This window comes from Ectopseudomonas alcaliphila (assembly GCF_900101755.1).
GTDB classification, from domain to species: domain Bacteria; phylum Pseudomonadota; class Gammaproteobacteria; order Pseudomonadales; family Pseudomonadaceae; genus Aquipseudomonas; species Aquipseudomonas alcaliphila.
Window position 1 is genome coordinate 217214 of sequence record NZ_FNAE01000001.1, and the last position, 21687, is coordinate 238900.

Consider the following 21687-nt stretch of genomic DNA (forward strand, 5'->3'; position numbering starts at 1 on the left):
AAGGCGACCCTGTTTCAGATCTGATTCAGTTGCGTCTTGAGCAAATCGCGAAAGGTCTGAATCAGCGGCTCGCGGGTACGTCCCCGGCGCAGGATCAGCGAAAACGGGGCCTGGTAGCCAAATACAGCTGGCAGCAACACACGCAGCTTGCCTTGGTCCGCCCAGGGCTGAGCGTAGTGTTCCGGCAGATAGCCAATGTAGGCGCCGGAGAGCACCAGAATCAGCTGCGCCTCCATCGACTCCACGGTGGCCGCGCTGTGCTTGAAGCCATGGCGAGCCAGTTCGGCCTGGCTCCAGTAGCCACGGCCCACCATGCGTTGCTGGGTGATCAGCTCTTCGGGAATCCTGCGCTGCTCGAACAAGGCATGCCGCTCGCTGCAATACAGCCAGTGCTGCTCACGGTACAGCGGCTGGTAGACCAGCCCGTTCATGCGCGTGGAAAAGGCGCCGATGGCCAGGTCCAGGCGATTGTCCAGCACCGCCAGTTGCAGCTCGTAGGGGCTCATCACCGACAGGTGCAGATGCACGCCAGGGTGTTCCTGGCTGTAGGCGCCGATCACCTCGGCCAGCGGCAGAGCCGGATCACTGACAGTGGAGTCCAGCACGCCGAGGTTGAGGGTGCCGCGCAGTTCACCCTTGAGCGCCGCCGAGTAACGCTCGAAACCTTCCAGTTCGCCGAGCAGGCGCAGGGTTTCCTGGTGGAACAGTTCGCCCTTGCTGGTCAGGCTGAAACCGCCACGCCCGCGATGACAGAGCACGATGCCGAGCTGACTCTCCAGCTGGCTCATGTAGGTGCTGATCGCCGACGTGGACAGGTTCAGCTCCTGCTGCGCAGCGGCGAAGCCCTGATGGCGCACCACGGCGACAAAGATCTTCAGCAGTTTCAGATCGGGTAAAGCGAGGGACATGGCGGCGCACGGCAGATGAAAGACGCGTCAGTGTAGCGCCCTGCCCTTGCCTGGCACATCCAGCAAACGTAGCCCGGATGAAATCCGGGACAACACCCAGCCTATTTCCCCGGATTGCATCCGGGCTACAAGACTGCACAGCCCTGTTCCAGGCACAGACCGGCGAAACGACTGGTGCGCACGGCGCACCCTACGGAGCGGCGCTAGCTTGGTAGCCCGGATGAAATCCGGGGCAACGCACGTCGTAGCAATAGTTCAGCAATCACTGAACTAAGTATTTGTTCGATGCGATTTAACCCATTCGCAGGCTGAGCCAACAATGCCGCCATAACCAGGCGCCGACTCGAATCGGCCGCCACCGGGCGCCACACCACGCCCCTTGCCAATCTGCCGCTGACCCTCGCCCTCTTCAGGAGACGGCCATGCGACTGGAAATCTTCCGCACCCTCTGGGGTTATCGCGGCAGTTGGCAGCAAGCGCTCGACGAAGCCCTCAGCGCCGGCTTCGACGGTATCGAAGCGCGCATTCCCGAGGCTGCCGCGCAGCGCGCCATCAATGCCCGTCTGCTGCGCGAGCAGAACATCCCCTATATCGCCACCCTGTTCACCTCCACACCGGTATTGCCACGCCAGAGCGATAGCCCGCAGGTGCACCTCGAAGACCTGCGCATGAAACTCGACTGGGCCGCCGAGCTGAGCCCGCGCCTGGTCAACGTGCTGCCCGGCAATGATCGCTGGGCGCTGAGCGAGCAGGTCGATTTCTTCGCCCATGCCGTCGAACTGGCCTCGGCCTGCGGCCTTCACGTCTGTTTCGAGATTCATCGCGGCCGCTCGCTGTACAGCCCCTGGATCACGCTGGACGTGATCCGTCAGGTACCCGAATTGCGCTTCACCAGCGATATCAGCCACTGGCTGGTGACCTGCGAACGCCTGCTCGACGACCCCGCCGACGACCTCTCCGCCTTCATCGAGCGGGTCGACCACATCCAGGCCCGCGTGGGCTATGACCAGGGCCCACAGGTGCCACACCCCGGCGCGCCGGAGTACGCCGAGGTGCTGGCCTTCCACCAGCGCCACTGGGAAAGCATCTGGAGCAGCCAGGAAAAGCGCGGCCTGCAGAGCACCACCCTGACCCCCGAATTCGGCCCGGACGGCTACCTGCACCACCTGCCCTTCACCGACGTACCGGTGGCCGACCTTTGGCAGCTCAATCAGTGGATGGCGCGCTGCGAGCGCCAGCACTTCCACCGTTTCACCAGTCGCTGAGGAACCGTGATGAACACCAACGCCAAGCATTTCACCGAAATCCCCGTGGTCGATATCGCCGGCCTGTTCAGCAGCGACCCGGCCGCACGCCTGGCCGTGGCCGAGGAACTGGGCCGCGCCGCGCGCGAGGTGGGCTTTCTCTACATCAGCGGCCATGGCATCGAGCAGACGCTGATCGACGGGCTGCACCGCGCCGCCGAGGACTACTTCGCCCAGCCGCTGGACGCCAAGATGCACCACTACATCGGCACATCGGCCAGCCACAAGGGCTTCGTGCCCGAGGGCGAGGAGCGCTACGGCGCCGGCAAGCCGGACCACAAAGAAGCCTTCGACATCGGCTTCGAAGTGCCCGCCGACAACCCGCTGGTACTGGCCGGCACGCCGCTGCTGGGGCCCAACGACTGGCCCACTCTGCCTAATTTCAAGGAGGCGGTGCAGGCCTACTACGCGCGCATCTTCCAGCTCGGCCGCACGCTGTTTCGCGGCTTCGCCCTGGCCCTCGGCCTGCCGGAAAACACTTTCGACGAGATGGCCAAGTTCCCACCGTCGAAGCTGCGCCTGATCCACTACCCCTTCGACGGCGACGCCCATGATGCACCCGGCATCGGCGCCCACACCGACTACGAGTGCTTCACCATCCTGCTTGCCGACCGTCCGGGGCTGGAGGTAATGAACGACCTCGGCCAGTGGATCGACGCCCCGCCGCGCGCAGGCACCTTCGTCGTCAACATCGGCGACATGCTCGAGGTGATGAGCGCCGGCACCTTCGTCGCCACTTCGCACCGCGTGCGCAAGGTCAGCCAGGAGCGCTACTCCTTCCCGTTCTTCTATGCCTGCGACTACCACACGCAGATCCGCCCGCTGCCGCAGTTCGAGGCCACCGGCCAGAGCTACGAAACCATCAGCATCGGCGAGCACATGTGGAGCCAGGCGCTGCAGACCTACCAATACCTCAAGAAGCGCGTCGAGGACGGCCAGTTGCAGCTGCCCGAACGCGCCCGCGCGCCATCCAGCTTCGGCCACCTGAAGCACCAGCCGAGCGCGCTGTGACTTTCCCCACTGCCAACACAAAAAACTGATCCGGAGATAAGCACAATGGCAAACCGCACCCCGCTGCGCACCACCGCCCTGGCCCTCGCCTGCACCCTCGCCGGCCTGTTCCAGTTCGGCGCCGCTCACGCCGCCGAAACACCCAAGACCCTCTCTAGTGGCGAGCTGAAGGTGGGCATGGAGATTTCCTACCCACCGTTCGAATACTACGAAGGCGACAAGGTGAAAGGCTTCGACCCGGAAGTTTCGGCGGCTCTGGCCAAGCGTTTAGGGCTGAGCGCCAGCTTCAGCGACATCACCTTTCCCAACCTGATCCTCGGCCTCGACGCTGGCCGCTTCGACACCATCATTTCCGGCATGTACATCCTCCCGGAGCGACTGGAGAAGGCCGATGCCATCCCCTACGCCAAGACCGGCGCGGCGATCATGGTGCGCAGCGACGCCGCGAAGAAACCGGCTACCCCTGAAGAACTGTGCGGCCTGACCGTTGGCCTGCAGCAAGGCACTTCGTGGATTCCGGCACTGCAAAAGGTCTCCGATGGCTACTGCAAGGAACAGGGAGCCGGCGCCATCACCATCAACCAGTACCCGACCACCGCCGAAACGTCCCAGGCGCTGCTCTCCGGGCATATCCAGGCGCATCTGGAGATCGATGCGGCGTCACTGCTGATCATCGAGAAATCCCGTGGCCGCATCGCCATCAGCTCCCAAGGTTCGATCTATCCGCAGGTGCTGGGCATCTACGTGAAGAAGGGCAACGCCCAACTGCTTGACGCCCTGAAAACCGCGCTGGACGAGTTCAAGGCCAGCGGCGAGTACGCCGAACTGCTGAAGAAATACAACCTAGAAGAAGCCTGAGGTAATTCCGTGGGCGAGTCATGTCGTCATGACTCGCCCGCGGCCGCTGCGTTGAATGACCGCTTCACCCCACAGGCCGGTCCTTGATCCGGCCTGCCCCTTTTCGGCTTGAGTCACAGGTGCCCCATATGCCGTTCGAATGGAGCTATTTCCTCTCCCTGTTTTCCATGCCGGCCTTCTGGGCCGCGTGCTGGACTGTGGTGAAACTCAGTAGCCTGGCCTGGCTGCTCGGCCTTGTGCTCGGCTTCGGCCTGGCCAGTGCCAAGCAGGCCGCCAGTCGCTGGCTCAACGCACCAGCCGCGATCTACGTGTGGTTCTTTCGCAGCGTGCCGCTGCTGGTGCTGCTGATCTTCGTCTACAACCTGCCGCAGCTCATGCCTGCCAGCGGCAAGGTGCTGTCCAATCCGTTCTACGCCGGCCTGTTCGCCCTGGTACTGACAGAAGCGGCATACATGGCGGAAATCCATCGTGGGGGCTTGTTGTCGGTGGCTAAAGGGCAGCGCGAAGCCGCCCGTGCCCTGGGTATTGGCCGGCTTGGCACCCAGCGGCTGATCGTCGTGCCGCAGGCCTTTCGCATCGCCCTGCCGACCCTGACCAACGAGTACGTGACCATCGTCAAGCTGACCTCGCTGGTCTCGGTGATCTCCCTCAGCGAACTGCTGCTGGTCGGCCAGCGCCTTTACGCGCAGAACTTCCTGGTGCTGGAAACCCTCGGCGCCGTGGCCGTGTACTACGTGCTGATCGTCAGCCTGTTCGGCTGGGGCCTGCAGTACCTGGAGCGCCACCTCGACCTGGGCCGGCGCAAACCGGGCACCCTCGGCGATGCCCAGGTGGCCAAGCTGCGCAGCGGCCTGCCACAGGTGGCGGCTGGCAACACCCGGGTTCGTGAGCCAGGTACTCCGGCGGCGCTGTACCTGAGCAATATCCACAAGCACTACGGCGACCACCACGTACTCAAGGGCATCGACCTGAGCGTGCAGCCTGGCGAGGTGATTTCCATCATCGGCCCGTCCGGCTCCGGCAAGACATCGCTGATCCGCACCGTCAACGGCCTGGAGAGTATCGACGAAGGTGAGATCGTGCTGTTCGGCGAGAGCTTCATCCAGGCCGGTGACCGCCCCGAGAACCGCCGCCAGCGTGACGGCGTGCGGCGCATCGGCATGGTGTTCCAGAGCCTCAACCTGTTCCCCCACCGCACCATCGTCGACAACGTCCTGCTCGCGCCGCGCTATCACGGCCTGGGTGATACCGCCGAACTGCGCCGGCAAGCCCTGGCGCTGCTGGACAAGGTCGGCCTGCTGGCCCACGCCGACAAGTATCCGCACCAGCTCTCCGGCGGCCAGCAACAGCGCGTGGCCATCGCCCGCGCCCTGGCCATGCAGCCGGACATCATGCTGTTCGACGAGCCCACTTCGGCGCTCGACCCGGAGCTGGTGGGCGACGTGCTCGCGGTGATCCGCGACCTGGCCCGCGAAGGCATGACCATGCTGATCGTCACCCACGAGATGGACTTTGCCCTGTCGATTTCCGACCGCGTGCTGTTCATGGAAGACGGTCATGTCCAGCTCGACGCCTCACCCGCCGCCATCCGCCAGGGCGACCACGAACGCGTACGCCGCTTCATCGGCCTGGAAAACGCATGAACGACATCGCCACCCTGCGCCGCGACCTGGCCGCAGCCTACCGCCTGGCCGCCCTGTTCGGCTGGGACGATACCCTCTACACCCACTTCTCGGTACGTCTGCCGGGCGCTGGCGAGCCGCGCTTTCTGATCAACCCGTTCGGCCTGTTCTTCGAGGAAGTTCGCGCCAGCGACCTGATCGTGGTGGACATGCACGGCAAGGTGGTCGAAGGCAACGCCGATTACAACGTCGCCGGTTTCACCATCCACAGCGCCGTGCACATGGCCCGCGACGATGCCCATTGCGTGATCCACACCCATACCCTGGCAGGCATGGCAGTGGCCGCGCAGGACGCCGGCCTGCTGCAACTCAACCAGATCAGCACCGAGTTCCACCAGCGCCTGGGTTACCACGCCTACGAAGGCGTGGCGCTGGATCTGGAAGAACGCGCGCGCATCCAGGCCTCGCTGGGCGACAACATCGCCCTGCTGTTGCACCACCATGGCCTGCTCAGCGTCGGTGCCAGCGTCGCCGATGCTTTCTACGTCATGTATTACCTGAACCGCGCCTGCGAGATCCAGCTCGCCGCCACTGGCGGCGGCCAGGCCTGCAGCGAGATTCCGACGCACCTGTCGCAGCATGCCTGCGAACAGTTGCAGGGCGCCGAATGGCAGCGCCAACTGCTGTGGCAGGCCTGGCTGCGCAAGCTCGATCGCCTCGATACCAGTTACCGCGACTGAGGTGCGCGCCACGCCGCACCTTATGAACCGGGGCTTACAGCTTTACTTCAAACAATCCTGAAGTAAGTTTTTGCCCCAGCCGATTTTTCCCAGCGCCTGGCCGGCCAAGAATCCGGCCACAACCAGAACGAGCCTGAGGCCTACCCATGGACAAGACTTTCCACCAGCCCCTGGGCGGCAATGAAATGCCCCGCTTCGGCGGCATCGCCACCATGATGCGCCTGCCCCATATCCAGAGCCCCGAGGAAAAACGCCAGCTCGATGCCGCCTTCGTCGGCGTGCCGCTGGACATCGGCACCTCGCTGCGCTCCGGCACCCGCTTCGGCCCGCGCGAGATTCGCGCCCAGTCGGTGATGATCCGCCCGTACAACATGGCCACCGGTGCCGCCCCCTTCGACTCGCTCAACGTGGCCGATATCGGCGATGTGGCGATCAACACCTTCAATCTGCTCGACGCCGTGCGCATCATCGAAGAGGCCTACGACGAGATCGTCGAACTCGGCATCAAGCCGCTGACCCTGGGTGGCGACCACACCATCACCCTGCCGATCCTGCGCGCCCTGCACAAGAAGCACGGCAAGATCGGCCTGGTGCATATCGACGCCCACGCCGATGTCAACGATCACATGTTCGGCGAGAAGATCGCCCACGGCACCACCTTCCGCCGCGCCCAGGAAGAAGGCCTGCTCGACAGCCAGCGCGTGGTGCAGATCGGCCTGCGCGCCCAGGGCTACACCGCCGAAGACTTCAACTGGAGCCGCAAGCAGGGCTTTCGCGTGGTGCAGGCCGAAGAGTGCTGGCACAAGTCGCTGGAGCCGCTGATGGCCGAAGTGCGCGAGAAGGTCGGCGGCGGCCCGGTGTACCTGTCGTTCGATATCGACGGCATCGACCCAGCCTGGGCCCCCGGCACCGGCACCCCGGAAATCGGCGGCCTGACCACCATCCAGGCCATCGAGATCATCCGTGGCTGCGCAGGCCTGGACCTGATCGGCGGCGACCTGGTGGAGGTCTCGCCACCCTACGACACCACCGGCAACACCTCGCTGCTCGGTGCCAACCTGTTGTACGAAATGCTCTGCGTGCTTCCGGGGGTTCAGCGCCGCTGACCTCCGGCTTTTATTGCTCCGCCCGGGCGCCCCGCGAGGCGTCCGGTACATCCCTACAACAACAAATCAGGGTGCCCAGATGAATCGCGAAGAAGCCATGCCGCTGCTGGACGACCAGCCGCCGGCCGATACCTCCTACAGCTTGCGCCAGTTGCTGATCTTCCTGATCCCCTCGCTGCTCGGCGTGCTGCTGTTTCTCACCCCCATCGTTTATGAAGAAAAGGTCACCATCGGCCTCGGCGTGATGGCCGATGCCCTCAAAGCCGGCTTTAGCGACTGGCTGCCCGCCATCGCCACCGCGCTGTTGCTGCTCTCCGCCGCCCTCGGCCTGTTCGGCAGCCTGCTCAAGCCACGCTGGCTCACCGAGCGTCGTGCGCTGAACGACCTGTTCGTGTTGCCGCCGCTGTGGCTCGCCCTGCGCGTGCTCGGCGGGCTGTTCGCGGCCATGACGTTCTGGCAGTTCGGCCCGGAATGGGTGTGGAATGCCAATACCGGCGGGGTAGTGTTGAAAGACCTGGCGCCGGTGTTGATCACCTTCTTCCTGGTCGCTGGCCTGATCCTGCCGCTGCTTACCGACTACGGCCTGATGGAGTTCATCGGCACCGTGGTGCGCAATGTGTTCCGCAAGATCTTCGGCTTACCGGGACGCTCGGCCATCGATGCCATCGCCAGTTGGCTCGGCTCCGGCACCGTCGGCGTGCTGATCACCGCGCAGCAGTACCAGAAGGGTTTCTACAGCGCGCGGGAAGCGGCAGTGATCGCCACCAACTTCTCCATCGCCTCGATCGCCTTCAGCCTGCTGATCACCAGTTTCATGAAGCTCGACCATCTGTTCGTGCCCTTCTACCTGACCGTGGTGGTCGCCGGTCTGGCTGCCGCCATCATCACCCCGCGTATTCCACCGCTGTCGTGGAAGAAGGACGAGTACGTCGCCGGCGTCGGCAAGCAGATCAAGGAAGACGTGCCGGCCGGCACCTCGCTGCTGCGTTGGGGCCTGCTGCAGGCGGTCAGGCGCGCCAACGCCAATCCCTCGCCGGGGCAGATGGTCAAGGTCGGCGTGCACAACGTGGTCGATATCTGGCTGGGCCTGCTGCCGCTGGTAATGGCCATTGGCACGGTATCGTTGGCCATCGCCGAGTTCACCCCGATCTTCAACTGGCTGTCCGCTCCCATCGTGCCGCTTCTCGAGCTGCTGCAACTGCCGGAAGCCACCAAGGCAGCGCCGGCGATGCTGGTGGGCTTCGCCGACATGTTCCTGCCAGCGGTGCTGGGCAAGGGCATCGAGAGCGAACTGACCCGTTTCGTGGTGGCCTGCGTATCGCTGACCCAGCTGATCTACATGTCCGAAGTCGGCGTGCTGATCATCAAGGCCAAGCTGCCGCTGAATCTGCTCGAGCTGTTCGTCATCTTCATCATCCGCACCCTGATCACCCTGCCGATCATCGCGCTGATGGCGCACTGGATCGTCGGCTGACGTCGACACAAGGACCTGACCATGACCACCTGCGGCGAATTTCTCGTCAAGCAACTGGAAGCCTGGGGCGTCGACACCGTGTTCGGCATCCCCGGCGTGCACACCGTCGAGCTCTATCGCGGCCTGCCATCGAGCAGCATCCGCCACATCACCCCGCGCCATGAACAGGGCGCCGGCTTCATGGCCGACGGCTATGCCCGCGTCTCGGGCAAGCCGGGAGTGTGCTTCATCATCACCGGCCCCGGGATAACCAACATCCTCACCGCGATGGGCCAGGCCTATGCCGACTCGATCCCGATGCTGGTGATTTCCAGCGTCAACGAACGCGCACGCCTCGGCCTGGGCAAGGGCTACTTGCACGAACTGCCCAACCAGCGGGCGATGACCGCCGGCGTCACCGCGTTCAGCCACACCCTGATGAGCGTCGATGAACTGCCCGGCGTGCTGGCCCGCGCCTTCGCCGTGTTCGAAGGCGAGCGGCCGCGCCCGGTGCATATCGAGCTGCCGCTGGACATCATCACCGCCGACGCCACGCACATGACCCCGGCGCCACGGCCGACCGTGCGCCGCCCGGCGCCCAACCGCACGCTGATCCGTGAGGCCGCCGGCCTGCTCAGGCAGGCCGAACGCCCCCTGCTGCTGCTCGGTGGTGGCTGCGTGGCTGCCGAATCCGAAGCTCGCGCCCTGGCCAGCGCCCTGGATATACCGACCGCGCTGACCATCAATGCCAAGGGCCTGTTGCCGCCGGGCCATCCGTTGCTGCTGGGCAGCAACCAGTCGCTGCGTCCGGTGCGCGACCTGGCGCTGGAAGCCGATGTGGTACTGGCCATCGGCACCGAGCTGGGCGAGACCGACTACGACGTGGTGTTCGACGGCGACTTCCGCCTGCCCGGCCGGCTGATCCGCATCGACATCGATGCCCAGCAGCTGCAGCGCAACTTCACTCCGCACCTGGCGATCCAGGGCGATGCTCGGGTAGCCATGCGCATGCTGCTGGCCGAGTTCGACCCGCGCGAAGCCAACACGAGCAGCCCCGGCGCCCGGCGTACCGCAGCCGTGCAGGCGCGCCTGAACCAAGACTTCAGCGGCTGGGCGCATTACCGACAGCTGTTCGATTGCATCCTCGATGCCCTGCCGGATGCCCGCTTCGTCGGCGACTCGACGCAGACCGTGTACAGCGGCAACCACCTGGTCGAACTGGACGGCACCCGGCGCTGGTTCAACGCCTCCACCGGCTACGGCACCCTCGGCTATGGCCTGCCGGCGGCCATCGGCGCCAAGCTGGCCGAACCGACGCGACCAGTGATCAGCCTGATGGGCGATGGCGGTATTCAGTTCACCATCGCCGAGCTGGCCAGTGCCGTAGAGGCAAGGGTCGGCATCATCGTGCTGCTGTGGAACAACGCCGGCTACGGCGAGATCAAGCGCTACATGCAGCGCCGCGACATCACCCCAATTGCCGTCGACATCTACACACCAGATCTGCTGGCTATCGCCCGTGGCTTTGGCTGCGCCGCCGAGCGTGCGCGTGACCATGCGCATCTGACCGAGTTGCTGCGCAGCGCGCCGCATGATCGTCCCTTGATCATCGAAGTGCAGGAGGCCGCACCCTTTCATCCCTGACGACATTGATCGCGGCTAAAGCCCCTCCCACGGAAATCGAGGTGCCCCTGTAGGAGGGGCTTTAGCAGGCCGTTGAAAAACGTAGGCGAGGCAGCCAGTGCAAGGCAAAAACAGGCGAAAAAGCGCAGTTTACGAGTTGTAAATGAGCATTTTGAGCCTGTTTTTAACGCAGCAATGGCAACGCAGGTAGTTTTTCAACAGCCTGTTAGCCGCGACATCCCCGCCACGGATTACATCCGGGCTACGGACATAACCACAAGATTCAGCTGTATCACTGACTGCCGCCCACCAATACCAATAATCAAGCATCGGGGAGTCGTTCCATGTTCAAGAATCTCAGCCAGCATTTCGGCCAGGACGGTCTGGCCCCAACCGATAAAGCGCATCGCAGCCTCGGCCTCGGTGGCACCATCGCCCTGTGGTTGGGCGCCAACGTGGTGGTCACCACCATCCTTACCGGCATGCTGCTAGTGCCGGATCTGAAATTCACCCAAGCCATGCTTATCGTGCTGATCGGTTCGGGCATCGGCATCCTGCCGCTGGTACTGGTCGGCCTGATGGGCCAGCGCAGCGGCCTGACCACCATGGTGCTGGCACGCGGCAGTTACGGCGTGCATGGCGCCAAGCTGCCGTCGTTGGTCAATCTGCTGACTTTGCTGGCCTGGAGCTGGATCCAGGCACTGCTGGCCGGCATGAGCCTGAACTACGCGGTGGAGCACCTGACCGGCTACTCCAACCTGCCGCTGTTCACCATCCTCTGCGAAGCCCTGGTGCTGCTGATCGCCCTGCGCGGCCACCTGGGCATCGAGCGGGTCGAGCGCTGGGCCGCCATCGGCATGCTCCTGCTGGCCGGCGCGGTGTTCTACGTGATGGGGCAGAAGTTCGAGTTCGACAGCCTCTTGGCCATGCCCACCGAACCGCGCAACGAAATCACCCCCGGCATTGCCTTCGATATCGTCATCGCCACCGCGTTTTCCTGGATTCCCCTGGCCGCCGACTACAACCGCAACTGCCGTAGCCAACGCGTGGCGGGGATCGGCACCTGGGTCGGCTATGTCGCCGCCACCCTGCTGGCCATGGGCCTGGGCGCGACCGTCTCGGGCTTCTCGGTGCTGAGCGGCATGGAGCAGACCTACGACCCGGCCGTGCTGCTGGCCGGCTTCGGTTTCGGCCTGCCGGCGGCGATCGTGGTGTTCCTCTCGGTGATGACCACCAACGTCATGTGCGTGTACAGCGCCTCGCTGTCGTACCTCAACATCAGCCCGAAAACCCCGTTCTGGAAGCCGGCGCTGGCCATCGGCGTGCTGTCGATCCTCGGCTCGCAGATCCCCGGCATCCTCGACAACTTCCAGAACTTCCTGCTGGTGATCGGCAGCGTGTTCATCCCCGCCTTCGCCGTGCTGATCGCCGACTACTTCCTGATTCACAAGGGCGACTACGCGGTGGATGAACTGCTCAGTGAAGACGGCGGTCGCTACCGTTACCTGAACGGCTTCAACCCGGCCGCTTTCATCGCCTACGGCCTGGGCGCGGCGCTGGCCTACTACTGGGGCTGGGTCTCACCGCTGGCCTGGGGCGCCTCGCTGCCGGTGTTCCTGATCACCGCCGCCAGCTACGCGGTACTACGCCGCTGGGTGCTGGTACCACGGGCACAGCTGGCGTAGCGTGATGACAACCGTGGCGGGTTGCACCCGCCCTACCGGAAACGACGCCCCGTAGGGCGGGTGCAACCCGCCACCGAGGCCACCGCAGGGTGCGAACCCGGTTTAAGGAACCACCATGAAAATCGTCAGCCGTGACCGCTGGTTCGAGGTGGAGCACCGCCACGACGGCATCTGCCTGATCCACGAGCCCTACGTGCGCCCCTTCTACCGCTGCAACATGTGGCATGTGCAGGGGCGCGAGCATGACGTGCTGATCGACTCCGGTTCCGGGCTGGTCAGCCTGCGCGAGCAACTGCCGTGGCTGACCGAAAAGCCGCTGCTGGCAGTGGCCAGCCATTGCCACTTCGATCATATCGCCGGGCATCACGAATTCGATGAGCGTCTGGTGCATCCGGCCGAGGCCGATATCCTCGCCGCACCGGACGGTGCCAATACCCTGGCCACCGACTTCGTCGGTGACGACATGTTCGAAGCGCATCCGGACTGCCCGCTGTGCTACGCCGAATACCGGGTACGGGCGGCGCCGGCCACACGCCTGATCGAGGATGGTGACGTACTGGATCTGGGCAATCGGGTATTGCAGGTGCTGCACACACCCGGTCATTCACCCGGTGGCATCAGCCTGTGGGAAGCGAGGACGCAAACACTGTTTTCCGGCGACATCCTCTACGACGGTCCGTTGATCGAGGACGCCTACCATTCGGATCTGGAGGATTACGCGCACAGCCTGGCGCGCCTGCGCGAGCTGCCCGTACGCACCGTGCACGGCGGGCATTTCGCGAGTTTCTCGGGGCAGCGCATGCGCGAGCTGATAGACGCCTGGTTCGACGCCCATCGGCTCACCTGACGAGTTTCAGCGACGCTGACGCTCGCGGCGCAGGCGTTGCTGCTCGGCTTCACTGATGCGAATCGGCTGGGGTTGCGGAGCAAGGCCGAGGGCCTGCAACAGGGCTTGCAGTTGTTCTTGCAGCTTGGCGAGCATGGGTACGACCTCCTGCCAAGTAAAGGGACGAGCCAACGGCTCACCTATAAGATTAGGCCGGGCCAAACGGATTTCAACCAGCCTCCGTCAAATCACCGGACTCTTGCGTCGATAGGGGAACACGTCGATCACCTTGCCCGCCCGGATCGCCTCCTGCAATTGTTTCCAGTAATCGGCCTCATAGAGATTGCCATGCAGCTGGCTGAACAGCCTGCGCTGCCTGATATCGGCGAACAGGAACGGCGGAAACTCCTCGGGAAACACGTCCATCGGCCCCACCGAATACCAGGGCTCGGAGCTCATCTCGTCCTCGGGGAAACGCGGCGGCGGGATGCGCCGGAAGTTCACCTCGGTGAGAAAGCAGATCTCGTCGTAGTCGTAGAACACCACGCGGCCATGGCGGGTGACACCGAAGTTCTTCAGCAACATGTCACCAGGGAAGATATTGGCCGCCGCCAGTTGCTTGATGGCCAGGCCGTAGTCATCCAGTGCCTCGCGCACCTGCGCCTCATTGGCACCTTCCAGGTAGAGGTTGAGCGGCGTCATGCGCCGTTCGGTCCAGCAGTGGCGCACCAGCACGGTGTCACCCTCCACCACCACGGTCGACGGCGCCACTTCCAGCAGCTCGGCAAGGCACTCGGGCTCGAACTTGGCCTTGGGGAAGCGGAAGTCGGCGAACTCCTGGGTATCGGCCATGCGCCCTACCCGGTCGACGCTTTTCACCAGCCGGTACTTCTCGATCACCGTCTTGCGATCCACCGTCTTGGCGTGGGCGAAGCGGTCCTTGATGATCTTGAACACGGTGTTGAAGCCCGGCAGCGTGAACACGCTCATGACCATGCCACGCACGCCTGGCGCCATGATGAAACGGTCATCGGTGCTGGCCAGGTGGCCGATCAGCGCGCGGTAGAACTCGGACTTGCCGTGCTTGTAGAAGCCGATCGAGGTATACAGCTCGGCAATGTGTTTGCCCGGCAGGATGCGCTTGAGAAAGCCGACGAACTCGGCCGGAATCGCCACGTCCACCATGAAGTAGCTGCGGGTGAAGGAGAAGATGATCGACACCTCCGCCTCGTCGGTAATCGCCGCATCGGCCTGGATGCCCTGCCCTTCGCGGTGCAGCAAGGGGATCGCCAGCGGCCACTGCTCCTCGCGGGTGTAGATGCGCCCGATCAGGTAGGCGCCCTTGTTGCGATACAGCACCGAGGAAAACAGCTCGATGCACAACTCAGGATCCTTGCAGACCCAGTCCGGCAGGCTGGCACGCAGTTGCTCCTGCAGACGCTGCAAATCGCGCGACAGATCCTCGTAAGGGGCATCGAAGCGGTAGTCGTCGAAGATCGCCTGCAGCGCCAGGTGCAGCTCGCCAGCTGGCCGATAGCTGCGCGTCTGCGCTGCGCCGGGCTGGTTGCGCAGCGATGGCCGGGTGGTATGGATGAACATGCAGCCATCGCTGATCTGGTCATGACTGAACAGGCTGCAGAAAATCGAGTTGAACCAGGTTTCCGCCAGTTCGTCATCAAACCGCAGGTCGATCAGCGCGATATAGGCACTCTTGACCAGCGGCCATTGCCCTACATCCAGCAACGAAGCATCGAACCCTTGCAGCAGACGCTCGCGGGTTTCTGCAACCTTCTCCTCGTACAGGTTGATCCGCGCCGCAGAGGCCAGCTGCGCCTCCTGCCACTGCGCCTGCTCGAAGCGCACGCGGGCGCCATCGGTGATCTGACGAAAATGCTCACGGTAATCGTCGAAGCCATCGAGGATCAGCCGCGCGATTTCGCCGGCTGGCCATTGCTGCCCCATGGAAGTGCCTCGCAAGGAAATGAGTGAAGCGAGCTTAGCCGCAAAGTCGGCCAAACGTAGCCCGGATGCAATCCGGGCTACGGGTTGGCACAAACCTCGTTCGAAAGCGCAATGCGGATTGCCAGAAGCCCGCCCAGCAGCAACACTCTCGCCCCCACCCTGCCGGATGCTTCGCCTTGCGTACCGCCGATCTGCTTCGCCTGCTGCTGCTCGCCGCCATCTGGGGCGCCAGCTTCCTGTTCATGCGCGTTGCCGCTCCGGTGCTGGGCAGCATGCCAACCGCGTTCTTTCGCGCCAGCTTCGGCGCGCTGGGACTGCTGGCGCTGCTCCTGCTGCTGCGCAGTGACTGGGACTTTCGCGGCAAATTGCGCATCTGCCTCGGCCTGGGCGTGATCAACGCCGGCCTGCCTTCGGCCATGTATTGCCTGGCGGCGCTGATCCTGCCGGCCGGTTACTCGGCAATCTTCAACGCCACCACACCCTTGATGGGTGTGCTGATCGGCGCGTTGTTCTTCCATGAAGGCATCACACGGAGCAAGGCGGCGGGTGTGTTTCTCGGCCTGCTCGGCGTGGCGGTGCTGACCCGCACCGGTCCGGTGGCCTTCGACATGCAACTGCTGCTGGGCGCTGGTGCCTGCCTAGTGGCCACCACCTGCTACGGCTTCGCCGGTTTCCTCACCCGCCGCTGGATCGGCCAGCAGGGCGGCCTGGACAACCGCCTGACCGCCTTCGCCAGCCTGGCGGGGGCCAGCCTGTTCCTGTTGCCGCTGTTCGCCGGCAGCCTGGCACTGCAGCAACCGCCAAGCTGGGGTGGCATCGAGGTATGGCTGTCGCTGGCCGGCCTTGGCCTGGTCTGCACCGCGTTCGCCTACGTGCTGTATTTCCGCCTGCTGGCCGATATCGGGCCGATCAAGGCCAGCACCACCACCTTCCTGATCCCGCCGTTCGGCGTGCTGTGGGGCGCCCTGCTGCTGGGCGAACCGCTGAGCTGGGACTACCTGCCTGGCTGCGTGCTGATTGCCTTGGCGCTTTGGCTGGTGGTCAGGCCGAGCGTGAGCAGAACGTAGCCCGGATGAAATCCGGGACACAGCTGGTGTCATTTCCCGGATTGCATCCGGGCTACGGACTGGCAATCAGACCATGCGTCGCCAAGCCATAAGGTGGATCGCGCTTTATCGATCCACCCAAAAGGTGGATGTGAAAAGCGCCATCCACCCTTGCCTGCAGCTGCTTTACTGTTGCAGCTCCTGCTCGGTGAACATATCGCTGAACAGCATGCTCGACAGGTAGCGCTCACCGGAGTCCGGCAGGATCACCACGATGGTCTTGCCCTGCATCTCCGGCTTCTCGGCCAGACGCACCGCCGCGACCATCGCTGCGCCGCAGGAAATCCCGCAGAGAATGCCCTCTTCGCGCATCAGGCGCAGCGCCATGGCCTTGGCTTCATCATCATTGACCTGTTCGACCTGATCGACCATCGCCAGGTCGAGGTTCTTCGGCACGAAACCGGCGCCGATGCCCTGAATCTTGTGCGGGGCTGGTTTGACTTCATCGCCTGCCAGGGTCTGGCTGATCACGGGCGAGCCCACCGGCTCCACCGCAACCGAGAGGATCGGCTTGCCCTGGGTTTGCTTGATGTAGCGCGAAACCCCGGTGATGGTGCCGCCGGTGCCAACGCCGGCCACAAGAACATCGATGGCGCCTTCGGTGTCGCGCCAGATTTCCGGGCCAGTGGTCTTTTCATGGATGGCCGGGTTGGCCGGGTTCTCGAACTGCTGTGGCAGGTAATACTCGGGATTGGCGGCAGCCAGCTCGTTGGCCTTCTCGATCGCGCCCTTCATGCCTTTGGCCGGCTCGGTCAACACCAGTTCGGCACCGAGCGCCTTGAGCACCTTGCGTCGCTCCAGGCTCATCGAGGCCGGCATGGTCAGCACCAGCTTGTAACCGCGCGCGGCAGCGACGAACGCCAGGCCGATACCGGTATTGCCCGAGGTCGGCTCGACGATGGTCATGCCCGGCTTGAGCACACCGCGCTCCTCGGCGTCCCAGATCATGCTGGCGCCGATGCGGCACTTGACCGAATAGGCCGGGTTGCGCCCCTCGATCTTGGCCAGAATGGTCACGCCTTTCGGCCCCAGGCGGTTGATCATCACCAGCGGCGTATTGCCAATGGCCTGGGAGTTGTCAGCGAAGATGCGGCTCATGATTCCTTCCTAAGCAGGTGGACGATGGATAAAGGCACCAGCCTATGCCCAGGTGCAGCAGCAGTCCAGCCGAACAGAATGCCATGCGTGCAGTCAATCGAAGACAGGTCACCCGATGGACTGTCCAATGAAACGACGCTACAGCTGGCCCCTCAGGACCCTGCTCGTTGCCCTGCTGCTGGTACTGGCGGCGCAACTCACGCTGCCCTGGCTGATCCGCGACTACCTGAACGGCAAACTCGCCGACATGGGCGACTACCAAGGCCAGATCAGCGATATCGACCTGGCCTGGTGGCGCGGCGCCTATCGCATCAACAACCTGCGCATCGTCAAGACCAGCGGCGATGTGCCGGTGCCGCTGCTCGACGCCCCGCTGATCGATCTGGCAGTGAGCTGGCGCGCACTCTGGTCAGACCGCGCCGTGGTCGCGCAAGTGTTCTTCGAACGGCCGCAGCTGAATTTCGTCGACGGCGGCGATGACAGCGAGGCCAGCCAGACCGGCGCCGGCACCGACTGGAGCGACCAACTGGACAAGCTGCTGCCCATCACCCTCAACGAGTTGCGGGTGATCGACGGTCGCATCAGCTTCCACAACTTCAACACCGACCCGAAAGTCGAACTGAATGCGAGCGAGATCAACGCCAGTCTGTACAACCTCACCAACGTCAGCGATGACGACGGCGAACGGGTGGCGCACTTCGACGGCAAGGCGTTGCTGTTGGGTCATGCGCCGCTGGAGGCCCAGGCATCGTTCGATCCGTTCGAGCAGTTCGAAGAATTCGAGCTGCGCCTGCGCGCGCGGGATATCGACCTGACCCGCTTCAACGACTTCGCCCGTGCCTATGGCCGCTTCGACTTCAAGCGTGGCAGCGGCGACCTGGTGATCGAGGCTCAAGCCGAGGACGCCCAGCTCAGCGGCTATATCAAGCCGTTGCTGCGCGAAGTGGAAGTGTTCGACTGGGAGCAGGACGTCGAAGACGAGGACAAGGGCGTGCTGCGCTCGCTGTGGGAGGCACTGGTCGGCGGCGGGGAAACCCTGCTGAAGAATCAGCGTCGCGATCAGTTCGCCACCCGCGTGGAGCTCAGCGGCAACGTGCATGATCAGGAAGTGAGCGCCTTCCAGGCTTTCCTGGCGATTCTGCGCAATGGCTTCGTCGAGGCCTTCGATCCGCGCTTCGAACGCCCGCCGCCGCAGCAGGATGACGCCTAGCTGACAGGTCCAGGCAATCGCACGGCCCCGTGACCGACCATTCAGTGACTGAATGCTGCGTCTGCGTTCACAGTGCGCGGGGGCGCACGTTATAGTCAGCGCCTCAACCTGATACCGAACGCCCGGCGCAGCCGGCCGTCACCGTTCGAGGATTTACCGATGAAGTTCGAAGGCACCCAGTCCTACGTCGCCACCGACGACCTCAAACTCGCGGTCAACGCCGCCATCACCCTGCAACGCCCATTGCTGGTCAAGGGTGAGCCGGGCACCGGCAAGACCATGCTTGCCGAGCAACTGGCCGACGCCTTCTCGGCCCGCCTGATCACCTGGCACATCAAGTCCACCACCAAGGCGCACCAGGGCCTGTACGAGTACGATGCGGTCAGCCGCCTGCGCGATTCGCAGCTCGATTCCGACAAGGTTCACGACGTTCGCAACTACATCAAGAAGGGCAAGCTGTGGGAGGCGTTCGAATCCGAAGAGCGCGTGATCCTGCTGATCGACGAGATCGACAAGGCCGACATCGAGTTCCCCAACGACCTGTTGCAGGAACTCGACAAGATGGAGTTCTACGTTTACGAGACCAACGAGACGATCAAGGCCAAGCAGCGTCCGATCATCATCATCACCTCGAACAACGAGAAGGAACTGCCGGACGCCTTCCTGCGCCGCTGCTTCTTCCACTACATCGCCTTCCCGGATCGCGACACGCTGAAGAAGATCGTCGACGTGCACTACCCCAACATCAGCGGCGAGCTGGTGGCCGAGGCGCTGGACGTGTTCTTCGACGTGCGCAAGGTGCCGGGCCTGAAGAAGAAGCCTTCGACCAGCGAGCTGGTGGACTGGCTCAAGCTGCTGATGGCCGACAATATCGGTGAAGCCGTGCTGCGCGAACGCGACCCGACCAAGGCTATCCCGCCGCTGGCCGGCGCTCTGGTGAAGAACGAGCAGGATGTGCAACTGCTCGAGCGCCTGGCCTTTATGACCCGCCGCGCTTCGCGCTGAGACTGCAATGAGCCTTGAACGGATCAGGCGAAAGCGCCAGAAGAATGTCCAGGAACAGGCTCTACTCCGGCGTGAAAGCCTACGACTGACAGCGGAGCACTATCGCAACCAGCCAGAGCGATTGCCCCGCGTGCTTGTACAGCACCCCAAGGCTCAAAACATCGACTGGGACCGCAGCGTCATGGTTGATCTGCACCTTGAGCAATACGGTGGCTATGGTGTGAGTGGCACAGTGCTGACTCAAGAGCAGCGCTTCGTCGAGTTCGATCTCGACACCAACGAGGACTATTCAGCATTGGATGCGATAGGCCGCAACCTTTGGTGTGACGTGACCGAACAGACATCGACATCCCGCCACGAACGGGGAATCGGAGTGAGCGACGGCGCCTGGGCACTGGAAATTCAAGCTCAGCTCAATGGAGAAGCTGATGACAATGCATAGTGGCAGTTGCCTTTGCGGCGCAGTGAAGTACCGCATCGACGCCCCCATCGAGTCCGCCACCCATTGCCACTGCAGCCAGTGTCGCAAGGGCAATGGCGCAGCCTTCGCCAGTTACGGCAACGTGCGGCGCGAGCACTTTCACTTCACTCAGGGTTTGGAGCAGGTAACCGAGTTTCACTCCTCTCCTGGTGTGACTCGTACTTTCTGCCGGCAGTGCGGCAGCAATCTGCAGTGGTTCGCCGAGCATCCACGCCCCAACTGGCTTTCAGTAGCGCTCGGCACTTTGGACTCAGCACTCGGCGAGATTCCGCAAAAGCACATCTACCCCGAATCCAAAGCCGATTGGTACTCCATCACCGACGGCCTACCTCTGGAGCACCGCTCATGAGGCTCCACAGATAAATAAACGAGGGTGCAGCCATGCTGCTCAACCTATTCAACGAAATGCGCGCGGCCAAGGTGCCGGTGTCGGTGCGCGAACTGCTCGACCTGATCAATGCGCTCAAGCACAACGTCGTGTTCGCCGACATGGACGAGTTCTACTACCTGGCGCGTGCCATCCTGGTGAAGGACGAACGTCACTTCGACAAGTTCGACCGGGCTTTCGGCGCCTACTTCAACGGTCTGGAAAACCTCAATCAGCATATCGAGGCGATGATCCCCGAGGAGTGGCTGCGCAAGGAGTTCGAGCGCCTGCTGAGCGATGAGGAAAAGGCGCAGATCCAGAGCCTCGGCGGCCTCGACAAGCTGATCGAGGAGTTCAAGAAACGCCTCGAGGAGCAGAAGGAAAAGCACGCCGGCGGCAACAAGTGGATCGGCACCGGCGGCACCAGCCCGTTCGGCTCCGGCGGCTACAACCCGGAAGGCATTCGTGTCGGCGATGCCGGCAAGCGCCAGGGCAAGGCCGCCAAGGTGTGGGATCAGCGCGAGTACAAGAACCTCGACGACCAGGTCGAGCTGGGCACGCGCAACATCAAGGTGGCGCTGCGCCGCCTGCGCAAGTTCGCCCGCCAGGGTGCAGCCGAAGAGCTCGACCTGGACGGCACCATCGACCACACCGCCAAGGATGGTGGCCTGCTCAATATCCAGATGCGCCCGGAACGACGCAACACGGTCAAGCTGCTGTTGTTGCTGGATATCGGCGGCTCGATGGACGCCCACGTCAAGGTCTGCGAGGAGCTGTTCTCGGCCTGCAAGACCGAGTTCAAGCATCTTGAATATTTCTACTTCCACAACTTCGTCTACGAGAGCGTGTGGAAGAACAACATGCGCCGCACCAGCGAACGCACCTCGACGATGGACTTGCTGCACAAGTACGGCGCCGACTACAAGGTGGTATTCGTCGGCGACGCGGCCATGGCGCCCTACGAGATAACCCAGGCCGGCGGCAGCGTCGAACACTGGAACGAGGAAGCCGGCTACGTCTGGATGAAGCGCTTCACCGAGAAGTTCAAGAAGATCATCTGGATCAACCCCTACCCCAAGGACACCTGGAACTACACCGCCTCCACCGGCCTGGTGCGCGAGTTGGTCGAAGATCGCATGTACCCGCTGACCCTGCAGGGGCTGGAAGACGGCATGAAGTACCTGTCCAAGTAAGGCTACACGCAGCAACGAAAAACGCCGCGAACCCTGCACAGGATTCGCGGCGTTTTTGTAGCACGGATGCAATCCGGGAATTCTTGCGAGCGCAGGCCCCGGATTGCATCCGGGCTACGGTGAGATTCG

The 21687-nt window shown here is 63.4% G+C and carries 20 protein-coding genes; 16 read left to right on the forward strand and 4 right to left on the reverse strand.

Going from position 1 to position 21687, the window contains the following annotated elements:
- Positions 1-14: 14 nt before the first annotated feature.
- Positions 15-908: a LysR family transcriptional regulator gene (locus BLR77_RS00980; protein ID WP_074675036.1), complete on the reverse strand. Its 894-nt coding sequence runs from the start codon at positions 906-908 to the stop codon at positions 15-17.
- Between the two features lie 422 nt (positions 909-1330).
- On the opposite strand from BLR77_RS00980, the gene BLR77_RS00985 reads away from it, so the two are divergent.
- The 10 genes from BLR77_RS00985 (at position 1331) to BLR77_RS01030 (ending at position 13157) form a co-directional block, all read left to right on the forward strand.
- Positions 1331-2173 carry a sugar phosphate isomerase/epimerase family protein gene (locus tag BLR77_RS00985; protein WP_074675037.1) on the forward strand — a complete coding sequence of 281 codons (843 nt, stop codon included), beginning with the start codon at positions 1331-1333 and terminating at the stop codon, positions 2171-2173.
- Positions 2174-2182: 9 nt separating this feature from the next.
- Complete coding sequence (locus BLR77_RS00990) at positions 2183-3223, forward strand: isopenicillin N synthase family dioxygenase (protein ID WP_074675038.1); 1041 nt, start codon at positions 2183-2185, stop codon at positions 3221-3223.
- Positions 3224-3268: 45 nt separating this feature from the next.
- Complete coding sequence (locus BLR77_RS00995; protein ID WP_074675039.1) at positions 3269-4081, forward strand: ABC transporter substrate-binding protein; 813 nt, start codon at positions 3269-3271, stop codon at positions 4079-4081.
- Positions 4082-4209: 128 nt separating this feature from the next.
- Positions 4210-5724 carry an amino acid ABC transporter permease/ATP-binding protein gene (locus tag BLR77_RS01000; RefSeq protein WP_074675040.1) on the forward strand — a complete coding sequence of 505 codons (1515 nt, stop codon included), beginning with the start codon at positions 4210-4212 and terminating at the stop codon, positions 5722-5724.
- Positions 5721-6443 (forward strand): class II aldolase/adducin family protein, encoded by a 723-nt coding sequence (locus BLR77_RS01005; protein WP_074675041.1) that lies wholly within the window; start codon positions 5721-5723, stop codon positions 6441-6443. The genes BLR77_RS01000 and BLR77_RS01005 overlap by 4 nt, the downstream gene beginning before the upstream one ends.
- 146 nt (positions 6444-6589) lie before the next feature.
- On the forward strand, positions 6590-7549 hold the full coding sequence (gene speB, locus BLR77_RS01010; RefSeq protein ID WP_074675042.1) for an agmatinase: 960 nt from the start codon (positions 6590-6592) through the stop codon (positions 7547-7549).
- 79 nt (positions 7550-7628) lie between these two features.
- Complete coding sequence (locus BLR77_RS01015) at positions 7629-9023, forward strand: YjiH family protein (RefSeq protein WP_074675043.1); 1395 nt, start codon at positions 7629-7631, stop codon at positions 9021-9023.
- A gap of 21 nt (positions 9024-9044) precedes the next feature.
- A complete protein-coding gene (locus BLR77_RS01020) occupies positions 9045-10646 on the forward strand; it encodes a 5-guanidino-2-oxopentanoate decarboxylase (RefSeq protein ID WP_074675044.1) in 1602 nt (533 codons plus the stop codon).
- A gap of 323 nt (positions 10647-10969) precedes the next feature.
- Positions 10970-12310: a purine-cytosine permease family protein gene (locus BLR77_RS01025; RefSeq protein WP_074675045.1), complete on the forward strand. Its 1341-nt coding sequence runs from the start codon at positions 10970-10972 to the stop codon at positions 12308-12310.
- A 115-nt stretch (positions 12311-12425) separates the two neighbouring features.
- On the forward strand, positions 12426-13157 hold the full coding sequence (locus BLR77_RS01030; RefSeq protein WP_074675046.1) for an MBL fold metallo-hydrolase: 732 nt from the start codon (positions 12426-12428) through the stop codon (positions 13155-13157).
- A gap of 6 nt (positions 13158-13163) precedes the next feature.
- Here the strand turns inward: BLR77_RS01030 and BLR77_RS25780 are convergent, their stop codons facing one another.
- Together BLR77_RS25780 and aceK are read right to left on the reverse strand one after the other, a co-directional pair.
- Positions 13164-13292, reverse strand: a complete 129-nt coding sequence (locus BLR77_RS25780; protein WP_017677423.1) for a PA1414 family protein — start codon at positions 13290-13292, stop codon at positions 13164-13166.
- Positions 13293-13379: 87 nt separating this feature from the next.
- A complete protein-coding gene (gene aceK / locus BLR77_RS01035) occupies positions 13380-15098 on the reverse strand; it encodes a bifunctional isocitrate dehydrogenase kinase/phosphatase (RefSeq protein WP_074675047.1) in 1719 nt (572 codons plus the stop codon).
- Between the two features lie 176 nt (positions 15099-15274).
- Here aceK and BLR77_RS01040 point away from each other — a divergent pair, with 176 nt between their 5' ends.
- A complete protein-coding gene (locus BLR77_RS01040) occupies positions 15275-16165 on the forward strand; it encodes a DMT family transporter (protein ID WP_074675048.1) in 891 nt (296 codons plus the stop codon).
- Between the two features lie 165 nt (positions 16166-16330).
- On the opposite strand, the gene cysK is transcribed toward BLR77_RS01040, so the two are convergent.
- Entirely contained in the window at positions 16331-17302 is a 972-nt protein-coding gene (gene cysK, locus BLR77_RS01045) for a cysteine synthase A (protein ID WP_074675049.1), read from the reverse strand.
- Between the two features lie 127 nt (positions 17303-17429).
- On the opposite strand from cysK, the gene BLR77_RS01050 reads away from it, so the two are divergent.
- The 5 genes from BLR77_RS01050 to BLR77_RS01070 all read left to right on the forward strand — a co-directional run bounded on the left by BLR77_RS01050 (position 17430) and on the right by BLR77_RS01070 (position 21558).
- Positions 17430-18512, forward strand: a complete 1083-nt coding sequence (locus tag BLR77_RS01050; RefSeq protein ID WP_074675050.1) for an AsmA family protein — start codon at positions 17430-17432, stop codon at positions 18510-18512.
- 159 nt (positions 18513-18671) lie between these two features.
- Entirely contained in the window at positions 18672-19517 is an 846-nt protein-coding gene (locus BLR77_RS01055) for an AAA family ATPase (RefSeq protein ID WP_074675051.1), read from the forward strand.
- Positions 19518-19524: 7 nt separating this feature from the next.
- A complete protein-coding gene (locus tag BLR77_RS01060; protein WP_074675052.1) occupies positions 19525-19959 on the forward strand; it encodes a hypothetical protein in 435 nt (144 codons plus the stop codon).
- Positions 19952-20347 carry a GFA family protein gene (locus BLR77_RS01065; RefSeq protein ID WP_083366012.1) on the forward strand — a complete coding sequence of 132 codons (396 nt, stop codon included), beginning with the start codon at positions 19952-19954 and terminating at the stop codon, positions 20345-20347. Before BLR77_RS01060 ends, BLR77_RS01065 begins: the two co-directional genes overlap by 8 nt.
- A gap of 32 nt (positions 20348-20379) precedes the next feature.
- Positions 20380-21558 (forward strand): vWA domain-containing protein, encoded by a 1179-nt coding sequence (locus BLR77_RS01070; RefSeq protein ID WP_074675054.1) that lies wholly within the window; start codon positions 20380-20382, stop codon positions 21556-21558.
- Positions 21559-21687 lie beyond the last annotated feature (129 nt).